Raw genomic sequence first — 20,425 nt, forward strand, 5'->3', positions numbered from 1 at the left:
TAAGAACTCAGCCCTTCCTGAGCCGCCAATATTAAACGGCTAACAACCCATACGAGTTAACATCGCTAATACTTGTTGAAGGATAGCCCCGACCACTCGCCCTATCCCTTGCAGTCAACATTTAGAGAGAATGAAAATAGGAAACACGCTCCTAAAGACCGATAAGAAACCGTATTGCCTAAGAGGAATCTAAGCAGCGCGTTAATTACCTTCTCTGGGGCTCCTGAAAGAAGAAAATTGCAATCAAGAACCCTATAAGGACAATAAATCCATCTACCAGTAGTGCCCGGTTCACACCGGTGGCAATATCCGGCGCTGACGCCAATATGGCTGAATTGATCCCCAAACCCACAGCACCACCTAAAAAACGGAACATATAGACAACAGCACCAGATAAACTGGATTTACTGGCCTCCACAGAAGTTATTGCGGCAGTCACAGCGGCAGGGCTAAATATACCTAACCCAATGCCAATCAATAACATGCCCGGCACAAAGACTGGGTAGACAATATGATGACCGTGAACCGAAAGCATAAAAAGCCCCAGACTCATCACCAGGGCGCCTGAACAGAGCAGTAATTTGGGGCCAAACCGCTCATGAATTGCTCCAGATACAAATGCAAAAACGCCAGAAGAGACCATAGCTGGCAACAAAGCCAATCCGGCCTGAAATGCAGAATAATGATGCACGCTAATAAAAAGTAAAGGGATATAGACAAGGGTTGCAAAGAAGGCGATAGCGACAAAAAACACACTAACTCCTGATGCCATAAACACACGATTTCTCACCAAGCTCGCTGGAATAAGAGCATCATCTGCCATTCTAGCTTCAACAAAAGCAAAAGTTATCGCAGCCAATAAAGATATTGCCAGAAGACAGAAAACCAAGAGTCGAGAAATACCTGTCTGAGTCATTAAATCAAGAGCCAACAAAAACAGGAAAAGGGATACGGAGAGAGTTAACACGCCCAAGTAATCAATTCGTTCGTCTTTTTTCTCAAAGCGCTCTGACGGGTACTTCAATACGTAAAAAACGACCACAAAGATAGCAATAGGGATATTCAAAAATAAAATCCAGCGCCAGCTCAAAAAATCTGACAGCACTCCTCCAATAACAGGCCCGCAAGCAGTAGCCACACCTAATGCAGCCAAAACAAAGCCCCCAACAAATCCTGCGCGATCAGATGGCAACAGTGTGTAAGCCATTCCCAGCATTGCCGACCAGGCTAATGCACCTCCCAACCCCATCAATACCCTGGCGATTAACAGCACCCCTACCTCACTCGCAAACCCTCCCAATAGCGATGAGCAAGAAAATATACCAACACCAATTAAGAAAACAGTTTCACGCCCATAGATATCCGCCAAACGCCCACTGGTCACAATAATGACTCCATAGGCCAAGGCATAGGCATTCACTACCCAGTGCACAAATGAGATGCGGACAGAAAAGTCTTTGGCGATAGCGGGGAGAGCTGGTGAAAAGGCGGTGAAATCGCTGGCGATCAAAAATACTGATAAAAAGAGAACAAACAGTCCCCAGATTTGCCCCTCTGAGATACTCTTCATTTTTGTCATTTTTCGATACAAGCTCTCTAAGGCCCTACTTAGTGACACTCTAGTCCATGGGGTCAGAGGAAGAGTCTCATAGCTTGTATAGCTCCATATATTGCATCTGGCGACGGTTGATACGTAGACAAGTAGATTGGGAGGCTTACTGGCTGAATCCGTCTAGTGACGGCTAATAACGTCATTTACTCTTTACTTAAAAGTGGAGTTAAATAGTGGGATTAAAAAACCCGACTCTTTTGCGTTTTAATAACTCCACATTATTGTTTGAAGCTCAAACGAAAGGGATAAGAATTAAGGCCCAGCTTGTACCGGGCCCTAGAATCACAACTTGCCAATAATATTAATAAACACCCCATGACTGTCATAGTCCAGCTGGGTGAGGTCATCAGAGAAGTCGGTAAAGTTGTAGCCCACCCCCAACTTAAGGTGGTCGCCAACATGGCGATACAAGCCGATTAAGGCGCCGCTCTTGCTATCCTGGGCATCGGGTAAATCGAGCAGACGTGCTTCCAAGAGGAGGTCCCAGCGCTTGATAAAATGCCAATCGGCACGCAGTACATAGAGACTCGCACGGCTATCGAAAAACTCTGGGTCTTCCGTATCCATGCTCAACTGGCCTAGACGATAGGCGTACTTGCCACCCAAAGTCCACTGTCGATTGAGATCGTAACTGGCATCTATCGAAAAGATATGACTCTTCTGGATAAATTCAGTGGAGGTATTTTCAACAGTAACCTGATCCTGAGTCGGCACATTATAGAAATAGGTGTACTTCATCAGGGTATTCAGCCGGTCATTGTTTACCGGGCGGTAGGCATAACCCATTACCGCTTCGGTGAATTTACCATCGTAGAATTCACCTTCCGAACTTTTGCTGTCTGAATAATTGAGCTTACCTACCAAGCGCCAGTCCGGAGTGAACTGGTAGTTAAAGGTATTTTTTAATAGCCAGGTATTACGCTCAGTTTCCGATACAGTATTTTCGCCCGATACCGTTTCCGATATATCCGTACGGTATTCCAGCGCGGATGCGATGCGTATAGCATCCAAACCATAGCCCAGATTAAAGCCCATGGCATTGCGCTCGGTCTTGGCTCCTGTATCCGGGTCTTCGAGTGTGCCCGCCTCCAGGGTAGTGCCATAGGTCCAACGGTCATTGGGGGCCAGATCCATACCCAGGGCGTGGGTCAGGCCAGTGGAAACATCACCGTGACTATAGCGCTCCTCACCGTAAATATTTAGCGTATCAGAATAGCGACTGCGGAAGCCGGTACTCATATTGCCCTTGCGTGCACGCACACCGGTATCGCTGCGCTCATTATCCAGCGCATAATTCATATAGAGGCTGGTTCTGTCAGTCACCAGAAAGTCCGTACCGAGTCGGGCAGCTGTGCCAGTATCACCACCGGAAACTTCACTGTCCATTGTCAAACGGTCACTTACCCGATAAGCGCCACCAAGGCCGATGCGATTATTCTCTTCGCGGGTACCGGTCACTTCCATCGTATTCTGAACAAAACCGAAGGCGCTCCAACTCTCACCGGAATCGTAGCTCGCCTCGACAGCAACATCTGTGCGATCCCCTTCGGTCTGGGTAGCAGCGACAACTTCGGATTCATCCTCACGGCTATCATTGCGAACTGCGGAGGTGAGTCGCCAGTGATCATTGATGCGGTAGCCGAGCATCAAGTCCATGGCATTGGTTTGCAACCCCTGCTCTTCCTCTTTGGTGTCGGCTTTGATTCTTACATCAAAACTTTCGCCGATCGGCAGGTTAACGCCACCGCCATATTGAATGGTATCGCCATCCACAAATTGGCCTGGACCGGAAAAACCCGCTTCACGCTCTTGATGGTAGAAATTACCAGAGCCACGCAAACTCTCGAAGAAATCTCCCAGCTGTAAAACGCCTTCCACTTTAGTTGCACTGGCAGCAACCGTGGAATCCAGGCTTTCGTCATCAAAGGTATAGCCGCCATCGAGTGAACTGACGCTATCGAGATTACTGCCCTCGCTGTCGGCCACTTCAATTTTTACCCAACTACTGGCGCTTTTACGCAAAGTCAGGTCAATACCCTGCAAGGAACTTTCATTTTCATCTTCGTCCTGCTGAATACTGCTGAGGCCCAATTTGACGTGATCGCCCAACCAGTAGTGGGCACGCCCACCGACAGCCAGGGTGTCCATTTCTTCAAAACCTGGTGTGTATTCGTAGCGTGCTACCAGGTATTGGGGATTACCGTTGTAAGCGCCATCTTCAATGAGCAGTTCATCATTTGCCAGAGAAGATAAGGGGCTGTTAAGCAGGATACGCCCTTGGATATAGTCGATGTCGTAATCAACTACTGCGGTAAGGGTCTTAACTGCGAGCACCAGCCCGGAATCTTTATCCCGAACTTCTACTCGTAAACTTTCCGAGCCGCTGGAAATGTCCTGGTGACGGAGGTAATACAGGGAACCACCGGTTCCACGATACTCATCGCGCCCGGCAATGGTTCCCGGCTCTGCTCCAAAGGCATCTATTTGAAAGCGCTTCTCACCAAAGCTGGTCATCGCATCGGTTTCAAAGTGACCGCTACCGCCGTAGAGCGTTCGGTCAATTTGAGCGAGCTCATTATCGGCGTAGTTGGCTTTGAAATTACCCCAGAGACCGTAGTCATCGTACTTGGACAATTTCACATAAAACTTGCCTGACGTGGGGGCGTCTTCAACTACGGTGGAGTCATCGCCAAACGTCGGGTAATACAAATCACTATCCAGGCGGCGGAACAAGGCATCGGGAGACTTTTCCATAAAGTTGGAAAACAGATCCACTACCGGGCCCTCTTCTGTATCGGCACTGGCCGACAGGCGCCAGCCTTCCCCGAAACCGCCGTTGGTGTAAAACGCCAGACGGCCATCGTAGCTTACTGAATTGTCATAGTGAGTTTCATCACCGGTAACCAGGGCTGCTGGGCCATTGGTTTTATCGTAGCCCACGGTAAGGTCGGCAATACCTACAGTAAACCAGTCGTTTTTGGCAAAATCCAAATCCCGCAGGAAAAGTTCACCATTACCCTCATCATCGAGTATCGCCACTTCAACCGTATGCATGCCCGGCTCAAAAATTTGCTCGGCGATAAACTGGCCTTGACTATCGACCGGTACCGGATTGCCCGCTAACCATACGGTGTGCCCGGACGGCACCTGAGTGCCATTAACCAATACACTGTTACCATCCAGAGGGATGTTCCGCTGTGCTAAGCGGTTCTCGCCGTAGCCTACTAATAATTCCCTACCGATATCTTCATTTTCTGCAGACTCTTCAATTTGATCTACCAACCACAGGGTCTGTTCCGTAGTCTCGTCATAGCGGCCCTTGTTGTCATAGGCACGCAGTACGTAGTGTAATTTTTTTAGAGGCGCCTGGAATTCAGAAAATTCTGCATGCCATTCCCCTTTGCCAAAGTGATCCAGCGGTACAATTGCCAGAGGTGTATCGCGCAGAGACTGTCCCTCTTCAAACAATCGCACTTCGGTACTTTTAATAAAAGAGGGATAGTTGGTATAGCTACTGAAAAATACCCGGTTCTCTGCCAGGTCGGTATCCGGGTTATCTGCGTAACGGATAGTATTGGGCCACGCTGTCACATTCAGGCGCGGTTGCATTTTTTTATTGTCGAAGCGAAATTGAATATTCGCTTCTTGCAACGCCACATCAGTACAGCGCTGTAAGTCCGCCGAGTTTTTATAGGGGTCGTATTCCGGGCTGCCATCGACAGTGATACGCATTAAGTTAAGTGCGTAGGGATTATTGGCTATGGCTTCACGATTAATGCGCTCGATTTCCAAGCGATCACTTTCAGTAAGAATTGCCAGTTCATCGTACAGGATTTCGACCTCAACCCTGGCGCCATCCCGCTGCTCAAAGCCATTGCTCACTACATCCGCAGATTGGACGTAGCCGCGCCCCTCAAACTCCACCTGGGTGTCTTCGAGATTCAGTAATTCCTGTACCTGTGTCATAGCGCGCTGAGCGCGGGCACCGGACAATCCCTGGTCATCGCTGTAAACCATCGCTTCGCGGCGATCCATACGCTGGTTATCACTGTAGCCAATAAAGCTCAGACGAACATTCGCTTTATTGGAAATTTCAGCCATGGCCGCACGTATTTTTGTCAGCTGTGCCTGACTGATAATCGGATCGCCATTATCAAAACGAATCGGCGACAGTTTTCCACCGGCAGACTCGTAGGCAATGGTGAGAGTTTCCGCAGCGGCAGCTTCCGGACAGGCCTGAACAGAATCTGTAGCGACTTCCAATGGGTCGTCATACCAAAATTCCACTTCTACCCGACGGTTGAGGGCTCGGCCTTTCGACGTATCATTGGCCGCTATTGGTTGACTTGCCCCCTTGCCACTGCTGGTGACCATAGCCGCAGGCAAATTCAGTGCAGAACCCAGAGCCTGAGCGACACGGCGGGCTTCGCCATAGGATCGCTCCTGATAAGCTCTCTGTTGGGCTTCCGGATTTTCACTTACATCCAGGGGGCGGGCGTCGGTATGACCAATTAAGTGAATAACCAGATTATTTTTATCGGCAAGGTTGGATCGAACCTCGCGGATACGGCGAATGAAGGCTTCCGGTAATTCTGTTTGCCCGGACTCCATCCTAAGTGGCGCCACCAGGTTTCTGAGTCGTGCCCGCTGTTCACTTCCTGCGGCATATGTAAGTCTGCACACCGTTTCCTGGCGACATACTTTAACCCGGTTGAGCAACAATGCCTCCGCACGGGCACGGTCCGCCATGGCTTTTTCATCCAGGGCGTCGTAGGTTACTTTTACCTGTACTCGACGATTCTCTTCTCGACCTGCGGTAGTAATATTATCCGCTGTGGGTTCTATATCCCCCCGCCCTTCAACAACAATCATTTGCTCAGGTAGTTCAAGGGCCTCTTGAAGGAAGTCCGCCACGAACTGGGCCCGCGCCAAAGTAAATTCTTCTTTGCTGGCAAAGTCTGCTACCTGTTCCCCGGTAAGGGGATCGGAATCTGTATGGCCAATAAAGTGCAGCTTAAAATTGGGCGTCTCACCCAAGTCATTCAAGGTCTGGCTCAGTAACTCCACTGTCTCCAGAGGAATTTCATCCTCAACGCCATAGAACAGGATTGGATCGATAAAATCTTCCACCACAATCGGGTCCAGCGGCGCAACAAATTGAGTCGCATCCTGCAACCATTGATTTGTAGGTGCGCGCAGCAGCATACCTTCTGTATTACTGCCGATCGACTGCTCTTCGAGTTCAGATTGGGTTTCACTTTCTTCGGAACTCAGGCTCGGAATATTTTGCCAAACCTGCCACCAACTAGGCTCATCTACTTGCGCTCTCGCTTCCTGGGCCTGCGCTGGAAGTGTCAATGCTAACGCGATCGCAGTGGCGAGACGGCAGTCCCGCCGGGGGAAAAAGCGGGTCGTCTTCGCGGCAGTATTTATCGAGCAAGCTCGCCGGTCACGATTCCGTTTTGCAAAGGACATCACTTCAAACCTCCTTTACCAGGAGGCGCTCCGCGGCGCCAGAAAACTTCAGTTTCTATGGTCAAATCGTAGTCACCTTCACGGCTCTCCCAGTCCTGGGCGACCTGATCTTTAATTGCCTGCAGACGCTCGTCCACCAGATCCGGATCTTCATTCTCCCCAAGATAGGCAAGGCGTAAAACAGAGGGAGCTTCACTGAGTTTTTCCAACAATAAATCCATTCGGGAATGCCATTGCGGGCGCAATTCTGTTGTGCCCGGTTCAAATACCGCTTCGGCAATATCCAGGCGCACTACCCGGTGCAAGCTGGCTCCAAAGTTGAACTTCAGCATCTTGCCTCGGGTGGCTCGCAGCACACGCGGGTTTTCAGTGGTGAGACGATACCCGCTTGGCAAGCTGCGATCGTCGAGCTTGAGCACAAAATTGGAACCTCGATCCCCATTCGGCACCACTGCGCAGGTAATATGGAATCGACCGTGGGAATCCGCAGTAGCATTCAGGCCGGTAGCAGTCACCACTCGAGCACCCGGCAAACCACCCTCGCCTTCATCCTGGTAGCCATTCATATTTTTATCGTCAAACACTTTGCCGATAACATCGGTACAGTCGAAGGTGGGATCGGGCACCACGCGCACAGTGGCTGAGGCCTCACCAGAGGCTGCCTGTCCAGAGAGCTGATTAAACATACGGGCGCGGTTCACATATTTGCCCTCGCCCACACCGGAACCCACAACCAATAGCAATTTCAATACACGGGTTTCTTCCGCTTCCACGCGCAGGCCTGACCACCTCAATTGCAGACCTTCGCTTTCAGGCTCAACCGCTTCTCCATCAAGGCGCGCCGAGCCCGCAACATATTTGAAGCCTGCGGGGAAGTAATCTACTAGCTGTAGATCTGTCAGTGGAATTGGCAGCGTATTGCCAAAAGTAATGGTGTAAGGAACCAACTGACTGCGGGTTACGTTGAGCATGGCCGCAGTTTTGGTGATAGAAAGCGCTCCCTCCAACTCCGGGTCCATGGCGACATGGTTGTTGAACAGCTGGCTTTCCCCTGGAATCTGACCATCATCCAAAGTCATTCGCAGGTAGTAGTCCGTTGCCGCATCCCGCGCCTCGACATCAAGAGAGGGGTGAGAGAACAATTCCTGCACCTCACAGTGATTTGCGGTCGCAGGAACCATATCGGCGTTGCTGCCCAGGCAACCGGCCACATCAAAACCGGCAGTTTCGCTGTTTGTCTGAGAAGGAATTACCAGTGATTCACCACCCACATAATCCTCATCCGCGATATCCACCTGAATCAGGTAGTCCGCGTTGGATGGACAGGCTGCATCGCTGAAGTTGATATCAAACTTGTAGTAACCCCCAGACTGGGTTACCTGCCCTTGTTGTTTCTCATCATCAAAACAACGCGCAGGCAATTCCTGACCGGAACTCACCCTCAACATAGTGAGGGTGGCACCCTCAATGGCGGAGCGGGTTACTGAATCGTAAACCACGCCATTGGGTGTTAGAGGCAAATTCAAGTCCTGTGGGTTCGCTCCCGAATCTACATAAATTTCACTAATGGACTGCGGGCCGTTGGTGAAATCAGAAACAGAGTTACCCAATGAAGCTGTACTTTCAGTAGCATCTGGTGCGGTGTAACGCATTTCATAGCTAAGGCCACCATAGCTGTTCGGTACGAGCCCCTGGAACTGGAAGTAACCATTTTCATCAGACTGAACTGTTTCCATCAATTCGTCATTGAAATACAGGTCTACCGCCCAATTAAGCAGCAGGCTCTCATCCGTATCCAAGGCATCATTGAAATTCACATCGTGCCACAGATAACCAGCCAGGTTGGCAATGCCCGGGGTACCGCCAACGTCAATGGCAACACTAGCCTGAGCGCTGGAGGCCGGATCATTCCACTGTACTTCTGCGGTATTCACTACAGTAAAACCATAATCCAGGTTTTCTGACATCTGCGCCTGGAAACGCAGAGTAACCATCTCTCCCGGTTCCAAATCACCGTAAGTTGTGGCGTAGTCTGCAGTGATTAGCGTGTCGACAACCGTTATTCCGTCGGTCTGCCCGTTGAGCATGGCCGAATCAGCGATATAGGTAAGAACTCCATCTCCGGCTATCGCCAGGTCATCGGTGATCTCAATATAAGTTGCTGGGACACCGCTGATATTTTCGACGGTTACCAGGTATTCCAATACCGCACCCGCTTCTGCGGCACCGCCACCGACAACCGCAACTTCTTTCACAATGGAGAGCAACTGGGCATCACCCACGACAACGTCAGTTGGCTGTGCACCATTGGCTGGGTTGCCATCTGCATCGGTCAGGGTAAGTGCCAACTCATCTGCTTCGACACTACCCTGGTTACTGATAACTGTGCCTGTCGGAGTGCCAGCATTCACCATTACCTCAAATGTGACAGTGGCAGTTTGACCCGAGGTAATAATGCCTTCATTGGCTCCCGGTAGCGGCGGAGTCAGGTCATCGGATGAAACCGGTAGGGCAGAATCCAACTGTGAATTACCACCACCGTTATCCGCGACCACTTCACCATTTAAAGTGGTGGTGCCAGCAACATAAGTAGTGTCATTTGGTACCTGATCGGTAAGCGCTACTTCGAGAGCATCTACACCACCCATATTGGTGATTGCGATGGTATAGCGAAGTACATCACCCGGATCGACAATCCCTGCGGAAATATAGTCTTCGGCAATCTCCACAGTCTTGTGGGCAATTAACAGGGGTACATCACCAACAATATCGATCGTGGGATCATTGGGAGCATCGGTATTCGGATCATCGGAGGGCACTTCATCAAAAGTACCGCTACCCGCACCTTCACCATTTACAAACGCTTGGTTTGAAATAACGGTGCCATCATTAACGTCATTAATGGTGACATCAAAGGTGATGACCACTGCAGGTGCGCCATTGGCCGCTGCGCCGATAAAACCATCGGCTTCACCATCGGTATTAATGCTCATACCTGCAGCCAGAGGAGAGGTGCCGCTGACATCAGACACTGTGGAGCCATTGAGGGTGGTAGAACCACTGACATAGGTTGTATTTGCCGGAACCTGGTCCATTATCAGGGCGTTGATCGCATTCTCATTGCCGGCATTTTCCACGGTAATGGTATATCGCAAGGTATCCCCAACCATCAGCAGATCAGCATCATTAGTCATATCTGCCGACGTTTTTTCTACCACCAGTAATGGCTCTGACTCAATCAGTACTTCTGTAGGATCTTCATCACCCGCCGTATCCGGATCATCGGTGCCATTGATGTTGGGATCATCACTGTCTTGCAGTAATTGCCCCGGAAGCTGAGCCTGGGCCTGGTTGAAGACTTGGGTCCCACTATCAATAACTGCTGCCAGGGTAACTTCATAAACAATCTGGATAGAATCTCCCGTGGTACCGCTCGCCGTAAGATCCAGATTACTGACTTCCAGATAGCCACTATTCCAGGTACCGGCAGAAGCATCGATAGCACTGCTGTCACTGCCAGTTGGAGCACTTACCAACTGTAAAGTGCCCGATTCAAACAGTGCAGAATTATTTAATCGACCCAGGTCATCGGTAATCTCGACTCCGCTCACATCAACACCACTCGTATTGGTCAGAGTCAATGTGTAACGTAAAACTTCCGTGGGGCTGGCGGCAGTGGCCGGGTTTTCTCCACGGCTGATATTTTCCACTGCTTTGTAGAAAGTCACTGTCGGTACGGAGGCGCTAACCGAATAAGCATCCTCATGATCCAGCACACCGGGAGTGCCATCGGTGGGCGCCGCACGGGTGTACTGGCGAACTTCAGTGAGGCTGCTATCCCAGCTGTGCCACTGAGTAACACCAGCAATATTCGTCAGCGTATCCCCATCCACGGTGTCGGCATCCAAATAGGCATCGTAACCAATCAGCAGATGGTAATCCGCATCCAGCATTGCCGCTGGGCCGATGGAGGTAATTGTGAGGGTGCAGCTATCGTTATCGAATACCGCGCTAAAGTCGGAACCCTCTGTCAGGGTGGCCGTCGTGGTGCCGGCGCTGTCAGTAATTTGCGCGGTGAAATTGGCCGGGGCCGTTTCACACATTCCACCGGGATTATTATCCGGCAAAATATCGGTAACACTAATATCCCAGGCCGGGCCCGTACCGGTATTGTGCAAATCTAAAGTAAAGGTACCGCCTACACCGGACTGGACACTGGTGGGGCCAGTTTTAGTCAGGGTAATAGCCGTGGGCTCTACTACTGTCATGTCCGCCGTAGTATTGCCGCTACCCGCACCCTGCCCCGCAGAGGCATTATCATTATCGTAGTTGTAGCTGTAGCTGGCAGTGGTGGCAAAATTCAAACCGTCCACATTCGGCGGGTCCATATCCAGCAGTCGCAGGGTTACATCAATAATGACTTGCTCGCCGGCGGGCACATCAATTCCGCTAGTGCTATCTGCAATACTGAGACTGGTGGAGCTGCCGTTATTTTCCGGAGTGAAAGATGCACTGCCAGATACTTTACTGGCACTGACAAATTCCAGATCCGCAGCAGACGTAGTCAGATCCATCAGCACAGTGACATCGTGAAGCGCCGTGGTCTGCACCGTTTCCGGGATGGTAATGCGATAGTTAAACGGCTCGCCAATGGAAGCTGTTAATTGGGTAACTTCAATCAATAGTGGCGCGGCATTGGGAGTATTAAATTGGACACTCACCGGAGAAGTCGGGCCATACTCCTCACGTAAATCGTCAGTGACCGCCACGGAATTCAGAGACGGCAAATCGTTATCATCAAGCGAATAATAAACTTCAACATAGGCCGCATTTTGCAGACTAAGTCCAGCCCCCAAATTAGAATCCGCTTCAACGCGATATACCATTTCCATGGACTCACCAGCGTTGATTCCGTAACCCGTACCTGCGGCAAAATCCCAAACGGCTTCGCCATTACTACTATCGAAAGTAGGCGCAACCACTGTTGCTGCGGCACCATTTACCGTGAGGGACTGGACACTGACTCCCCCTTGGCGCAGACCTAAAGGAATCACATCGCGGAATACCGGATCATAGGCTGGTGAAGAACCGTTGTTGGTTATCGTAACGGTATATTCAATGGTATCGCCGGCGGAAAGCGTGCTGCCATCCGCAGGAGTTGAGCTTATGGCTACGGCGAGGTCCGGCTGTAACAGATCCAGTGTTTCGCTATCACTGCGGGTTTCGGCTCCTGTGGCGGCATCAAAACCAAACTCTGCGGTATTGATCAGCGCGGTGTTCATTGCCGGCCAGGGGTGGGAATCCTCATTGAGAACCCGGACAAGGTAACGCACAACAAATTCATCGTTGCTGGTATCGTTATCACCCGTGTTGACCAGGTCGGGAATGCTCCAGGTAACCGTAGTGGCACCAGTAGAAGGGTCACCAGACTGCACTGGTTCTGCGATATCGGTGTGGGTAAAGGGCGCCGCAGCAGTATATGGTGCAGAAGTCTGGCCATTAATTGAAAGTGTACTTACAAACACCATTCCCTGGGGCAAAGTATCGACAATAAGCCCATTGGAGGCCGTGCCCTCTGGTAGGGAGAGGGTAATCTGGTATTCAACCAAATCACCCACTCGCAATTGCTCGTCAGCGCTACCATAGCTGTCATCTGAACGGATTTTGCTAATTGTGCTGTCATTGGCAGCATCTAGCTGAGCAGCAATATTTTCCAGCAAGTAATCATTCAGGCCGCCGCTGCCATCAGTACCGTTACGTTCATAAATACTACTGTTATCTTCATCGAGACTGGTCCATTCCACGTTGGCAGTTGCGGACAGCGCCGCCGCCGGCTGTACACTGTCGAGTACAACCACATCGAAGACCAGTTCACTGTTATCACCAGCGGCAATATCCAGATCACTATTGGCCCGATCCCAAACCAGGTTTTGCGCAGTAATAATTCCGTCACCAGTTACGGTGGGATCTGCCTGGGACGCTCCGGCAAAAGTCACGGTGCCCGGTACAAACTCAAGCCCCAGGGATAACAACTCATTAACCGAAAGATCGTAAGCTGCAGAATTTTCCGCATCACCCGCAGCACTAAGGTCCAAGGTAAAACGCAGTACATCGCCCGCATCCGGATCGTTACCGGGATTGGTTTGATTTACGACAGAGGCAATTGCACTTATCTCTGGCTCGACGATGGTGAGTGTCGCTGCAGTGCCGGTGCCTCCGGACTGAGAAGTGCCGCCATCAGTCGCGGCATAAAAATAAGTCACCACATTTTCAAAGCTGTGACCAGCCTGGGCTGTAGCATTGTTGGCAACCCGGGCGCGAACTTCAAAAATTGCCACGGTACCGGCTGGGATAATATCGATTGCCAGATCGATATTATTGCCACTGGTATTATCGGTGTAGGTAAGCCCATTAATTTCCTGCAATTGCACCAGCTCTAAGCTGGGGTCTAATACATCGGAAATTTCAATATCGTGAATGGCCGAGGTGGTGCCGCTACCGGGGACCTGTATCTGGTATACAACCTCGTCACCAACAGCTGCAGTAGTCGCTGTTTGCAGTGTTTTTTGTGGAGCAGTCACACTGGTCGCAACAGTGCCCATCGGATAGGGAGTGCCCAAAGTAACTGCAGAGTACTGTTCGCCATTACTAGCTTCCAGCGACCAGAATTCATCGACGGTAAAAGTGTTAACCCAGCTTTCACCGCCACTAATATCTGTATAGAAACCGATCTGGTAACTGATTTCCAAACAGGTGCCCGCTTCAACCGGCACCAGGAAATCGAAGCCCATATCATCACCCCGTGTTGCCGGCGCACTATAGGTGTAGTCTGTTCCCTGTGTCAGTACAGTACCGTCGAGGCTCACCTGGAGATTGGCAATGGAACTCTCATCCATTTGCGTTGCTAAATCGTCAGTTAGCGATAGGTTGTAGGCGGGGGCAAGACCCGAGTTACAGGCCTGCAGGGTAAACTGCATAGTATCGTTGGCCGGGTCCACATTCATATGGGAGCTGGGCCAGGTAGCATCGGCCTTGGTGAGATTGTCGATCACCGGTTGCAGTACAGTAATATCGGCGCTGTCCTGCAAGGTACTGGCTGCACCGGTGTAATTTAGCTGGGCCGTATTGGTCAGGGTTGTTGTAGGCGCGGTGATTCCCGAACCCGCCACTACTTTAGCGGTGTACTCAATAACAAAGTTATTGGTATTACCGAAATTACTGGTGATATCCCCTAGATCCCAGGAAACTGTACCGGTATCGCCGGCAGTGGGAACCGAAATCGCTAAATAGGTAAAATCATTCAGGCTATCGTCGTAGGGAGCAGTGGTATCCCCATTCACGCTGACAACAGTGTCAAATTCCAAACCACTGGGCAGCGCATCATCAATAGTTACCGCTGGTGTTGTTCCCGCCTGTAAATTCAGGGTGAGCTGGTAAGTGACAGTATCGCCAACACGCAGGGTGCCCACAGCAGTAGTGGTATCTGTATCGGCAATTACTGTTTTTATAATACTGGTATTGTCTACCGTATTGATACTGGCTTCTGCAGGACCAACACAGTAATCATCAGGTGCGGAAATACTGGGGCATCCAGCACCGTCGCGCTCATAGGCCTGGTCATTGATACTGCCATCGTCCAGGGAGGTCCAGTCCAGCATCACACTGTTGCTGATAGGCGAACCAAAAACGCCTGTAACCTGGGTTCGGTAGGTGAGCACCAGAGTTTGACCCAGCGCTAAATCCAGACTGTTATCGCCATTGTCACGACCCCATACGAGTGGACCTGCTGGAGCTGCCGCTGGTGTGGCGACAAAGCCGGATACTGCGGTACCGCCTATTTCTGCGGTGGGTGTAAAGCTGCTGTCAAAGGTCAACTCTGAAGGCAGCGTATCGACTAAATTCAGCTCATAAGCTGCAGCACTGGAGCCCGCATCGTGCTCCACAGTAATAACATATTCCAGCACGTCACCACCCACCGGCAGATTGCCGGGATTGGTGGCATTAGTCACTGTCTTGCTAATCTCGAGTAACGGCTCTACTACCGTTACACTATTTGTGCTGTCGTTGATATTTTCTGTGCTGCCACTTTCCCCATTGCTGTAAGTAAGCGCGGCATTATTTTGGCGATTGTCACCATCATTAGTGGCGAGATCATTTTCGATGCGGGCAAAATAGGTAATTCGAATCAGCGGAGCAATTGTGCTTCCGGCCGTGTCATTTTCACTGCTGGTATCGACGGTGCCGATATCCCAGGTAGCATTTCCGGAAGTATTATCCCCCGGAAAACTGTTAAAGGCCGATTCAGACGGCGCGCTGCCATTAATAGTTTCAATACCGACAAAATCGTAAGTGATATCGTAGTCAGCATTGTGAGAGAGCACATAACCCTCGGGGCTACCCAGCTGATCAGTGATAACTACATTTTCACTGATACCTTCCGGTAAACTAATCTCCAGTTGGAATTGTTTATGGGCACCGATGGTGGGGACTACCGAGGTGTCCAAATCCGTTTTAGTCAACGCCAAAGACAGCACTTCGGTCTGGGCGCTGGCAGTGGTTTCATAATCGTTGATGGGATCGCCTACATTAGGCAAAACACCAATACGCATGCCGTCAGCGGCACCATCAATGCCAATAGAGTTGCTACTATTAAGGGCAACATCTATACCAGGTAGGGATTGCCAGCGGGCCTCAATGGTGTTGTCCAGGATTTCATGGGGCTCAACGCCCTGCTCTACCTGGACTTCAAAAGTGAATATTTTTGTATCGCCAACCGCAATGGTGTAATCGCTATTGCTGCGATTCCAGCTAAATATGGGGGCATTGGTGCCCACCGTAGTGACATCGACATTATTGGGGGGATCGTTGCCGCCCACATTGCCCAGGTAAATAAGATTGCTACCGGTGAGATCGTCGAGCACCTGCAAGTTGTAGGCATCGGCACTGCCAATATTTTCTGCTATAACCGTGACTGTCAAAATATCGTCAGCATCACTATTGGTAACAGCAAAGGATTTGGTCAGCTGTATTTGTGGCTCGAGTACTGTTATTTCATGGGCATCAAATGGCACCGCCACCGCCGCACCGGACTCATCCACATAGGTAACTTGCGCAGAGGTATAGCTGCCGCCATTACCCAAAACATCACCGTCATTGGTGTTACTGCTGTTTTCAATACGGGCAATAAACTCTACCGGAAAATCAAACAGGCTACCGGATACGGTGGTGAGTTCCTGATCACCAAAATCCCACTCAACGTAATCTGCGGTACCCGTGCTGGTACAGGTAGCATTAAAAGTACCTCCCGGTACAAAGCCAGCGGCATCATAAGGGGAGGCACTTAAATCGATGGTCTCCCCTTCGATACAGCGCATACCTGCCGGCAACTCATCACGAATCACAAAGTCTCGCAGTTTCGCAGCCGGAATCTGTGCTATCAGTTCGTAACGTACCTCTTCACCGACAACCGCTGTATCACTGCTGGTTCCACTAGCAGTGCCGTTGGAAAACTCAAGGGCTTTCTTCGGCTCCGCCTTCACCTCAATAATCTGCATCTGCGCTTCGGCATTGCCAGACTGGTAGTGACGCGCCCGTCCTGCTTCGGGAGCGCCATCACCGACACCATCATTGTCCGTGTCACTGTCAATGTGCGGGGAAGTCTGATTACCAAAATCGCCTTCCAAGCTGTCATAGCGAGCAAAGAAAGTATTGGTAAATAGCTGTAGTGGTGCCACTGACTGGTGTGGTTTCACACGGTAATACAGGGTTACGGAGTCACCCGGGTTAATTCGCTCAAGGGCAGTGGAATGCTCATAGGAAAAAGTAATAATAGCCGGAGTACCACTATCACTACAGTGGGTAGCTTCTGAATAGTTATTTGCACCGGAGGTAATTCCCACCAAGCCATCATCGCCACTGACAGTTTCCGAACTGCCATCAGCATCGTTATCCAGGCTATCGGAATCCATTGCCTGCACACACATCTGGCCGGAAGAATCCAGGGTATCAGTTACTACAACATCGTATGCAGGAGCGCGATCAACACCGCTATCCGCAGCCCGGTTGGTCACCGTGAGACGGAAGATATAAGTCTGGTCCCGGTGCCCTTCGTCAGTAAAATCCACAAAATTGCTACAGCTTGTTCCAGTGCCGTAGAGATTTTCATTACAGACTTTTTTATCGACTTCTATCGAGGGTTCAGTAACAGTGACAGATTCCGACCATTCAGTAATATCTGGGAAACCGGGGACCGTGGTTGGAACACCATCAATATTGGTCAGGGTTCCACTGGTATTGTAGTTATCTACGATAATCGTTTCAGTATCAAAAACCGCAGTAAACTGGGCGCGAGCGTAATCGATACTGTCATTTGCGTGTTGATTCGGATCAGTGTTTTCTGTATCCACTGGATCATTCAACAAGCGGGTTGTCATATCCGCAAGGAACCAGCGATCTTTCGCTGTAATATTGGTAGTAATATCCCACTGTAAATCTGTCTCACTCAGAGAGTTATTTAGACCACCGCCTTCGACAATATCACTGCTCGAAATAACCACACAATTTGCCTGAGAGGTGGGATCAGGAAGGCTGACGTCTGAACAATTTAGCGGTGAGTCCGCAATATAGCCCTGGCCGTCGGGAAGGTCATCGATAACATCAATGTCCTTCACTTCAATCAAAGTAAATCCCGGTGTATCAAATCCAAACCAACCACCGGCTTGAATTTCAAAACTACACTCTTCACCAATCAATACACTGCTATTTGGGAAAGCAGTTTCACTGGTCAGCTCGGTACATTCATCGGAACGGTCCTTGACCAGGTTAAAACCCATTACCCGCGCGCGCATACCATCAAGGGTGTAGTTGTTGGCCAGCTGCAAGCTTGGTGTTGTCTCGGGAATTACGGCAGGGCTCGGAAAGTACAGAGGTGTACCATCATTCAAAGTGATCTCACCGACCACATCCGCGCGGAAAGTCAGGTCGTCATCGGTGGCCGAGTGATTCTTTTCAACCACAAAAATCACCCGCTCTGTATCACCGGGTCCAATTTCACCACCAAGATCACCACTGTCACAGCGATACACTGTTGAGGAATCTGGCAAGTAATCCGGCTGGTTCCATACAGGGTGCTGAGGTACAGTGCCTACATTCGGATTGCCCAACGCCGTACAGCTGCGGTCGTTAGACAATACCCTCATCGCCTCACCGAAGGTGACATACACTGAATAATCATTCGCATCGTGGCCACCATTATTGGTGATATCCACTGTTAGTTCTGAAGTGCCACTATCGCGAACAATATAGAGGGGGTGAACAGTACTAACATCCAGGTCTTCGGGATCGGGCGTAACCGATTCCGTATCTACCTGAGTAGCAGGGCTGGTTGAAGAACAAAAGTCCTCGTAATCAATAGTGAGAACATTGTTTGCCAGAGCGATATTACTATTAGGATCAGTACTGGTGGTGGAAGACTCTTCCTCTACATCCAGGTCCGCATCCAGGTCATAGAAGTCGGGCTCAATCGTAACGATGCGGAAACGAATTTGAATTTCATCTCCATGTCGCATCATGTGCTCTTGGTCTGAGTATACCGAGTGAACTGTACTACTCAACAAGCGGAATTCCGGTTGGTTGTTATTAAGTGGATCCGTATCCCATTGATTCCAGTTAGAGCCCACACGCCATTCCAGAGTATCAACTTTGCCGTCATAGTCTGAGCCGTAGTTAGCGCTATGGCTATCAATACCGCGGCGCTCTCGGGTAATTTCCGGTGTAAAGGTGGTATCAACCACATACTCATCGGGCAGATCGCTGACAAACTGGATATCTCTTACCGAGCCACCCGTCCGGTTATTTACGGTTAAAGTAACGTAACCGGAAGCACCGAGAGGTTGATTCAAGTTGGTACCGGTAATCTCCTGGGTAATAGTGAGATCAGTTAAAACCTCAACACGCATTTCCGAAGTATCAGAGCCTGGATCTGAGGCTTCTGCAGGGCTTGAAATACCGCCCACACCCGTATCACCATCAATCTCACAACCCCACTGTAAATCTGACACTGTATTAGTGCCATTGCTACAGGAAGTATTTACTTTACCTACTAAATAAATATCCAGGTTGCCACCAGACGGAACGTCAGTGCGCCCTGAGCCACTGGAAAAGTTACCATCCAGCTCAAAGTTATTAATAGAATTACTTGCGGAAACACAGCTACTGCCACCGGGCGCAACACCATTATTATTGGCAACAGCTTCAGCGGCACTTTCACTCGGACAAGCGTAATTGATATCCATGTTGGGGTTGGACATCAAATCATCAAAACGCGCATCCTGCATATCCGCGTCACCATCATTTGAGATACGAATACGCCAGATCACATCATCTTCAATATTGCCATAGACATTATTGGTGTAGTTCGTTTGCGCCGCATCAATATTACGGCCCCGCTTGTCCATGGAGGGTTCCGGCTCACGGATCGCCAACTCCATGCTGTGAGTATCTGTAGTGGTGGGGTAACTGCAGTAATCAAAAGTTGCGGTAGCATTTAAGGTGCGATTCTTAAGAACCAGCTCTTCCTCTTCGTCATCCTGACTGCGCACATTAAAGGTAATCGTCAAGGTAGTATTTTCGTCGCGCTCAGCGAGTGCCGACAGGTCATTTTGATCCCAAGTTATTGTGGTACCACTAATAGTGGGTTCACCCAGAACAAACCCAGAACTCACTGAAGTAGAGCCAGTCACATACTCGAGACCGGAGGACCCGAGGTTCTCCCTAATAACGATATTCTGAATGGACTGAGTACCTGATAGGCCACTGAAAATACTGGGCACATCAACTTCGATGGTTACCTGTCCATCACCACATAAAACGCACCAACTTTGGCCGGAGCGGTGACTGAGAATATTGAACCCTGCAGGATCATCGGTAATAGAAGGACAGCTAGATTGAGCAAATGCCTGCGGTGCAGCTAATAGGATCGCCGCACAGACCAATAAAAATCCAACAATCACAGACTTGCAGGATTTTTGCTCAACAAATTCCGACTTTATTATCACTTAACGGCCGCCACTTTCTAATACAGATATTTGGAGATAAATCTGGCATTTACACCAGACACTCCACGGTGGGCGAACTTTAATTACAACCCACTTAGGTAGCCGTGAAACAAGTCATAATTAGCCAGCTAGCAAGTGGAACTTTTGTAGGGATTGCCAAGTGGTTCTCAGGCGGGCCCTCTGTGAGGGAAAATTTAGTTCAGAACGGACAAATAATAACTGAATAGGTATGACGAAAATTTCATCAGTTTGAAACGACCGGAACCCACTATTCAGTGGGCTC

General features: G+C 50.0%; 3 protein-coding genes. All 3 read right to left on the reverse strand.

Annotated elements, in window-relative coordinates; all coding sequences use genetic code 11:
- Positions 1-205: 205 nt before the first annotated feature.
- Positions 206-1,579 (reverse strand): MFS transporter, encoded by a 1,374-nt coding sequence (locus ACJJI4_RS12480; protein WP_444925353.1) that lies wholly within the window; start codon positions 1,577-1,579, stop codon positions 206-208.
- A 315-nt stretch (positions 1,580-1,894) separates the two neighbouring features.
- On the reverse strand, positions 1,895-7,087 hold the full coding sequence (locus tag ACJJI4_RS12485; RefSeq protein WP_444925354.1) for an OmpA family protein: 5,193 nt from the start codon (positions 7,085-7,087) through the stop codon (positions 1,895-1,897).
- Positions 7,087-20,142 (reverse strand): isopeptide-forming domain-containing fimbrial protein, encoded by a 13,056-nt coding sequence (locus ACJJI4_RS12490; protein WP_444925355.1) that lies wholly within the window; start codon positions 20,140-20,142, stop codon positions 7,087-7,089. The genes ACJJI4_RS12485 and ACJJI4_RS12490 overlap by 1 nt, the downstream gene beginning before the upstream one ends.
- Between the last annotated feature and the right edge of the window lie 283 nt (positions 20,143-20,425).

This window comes from Microbulbifer maximicatervae (SeqCode), assembly GCF_052467305.1.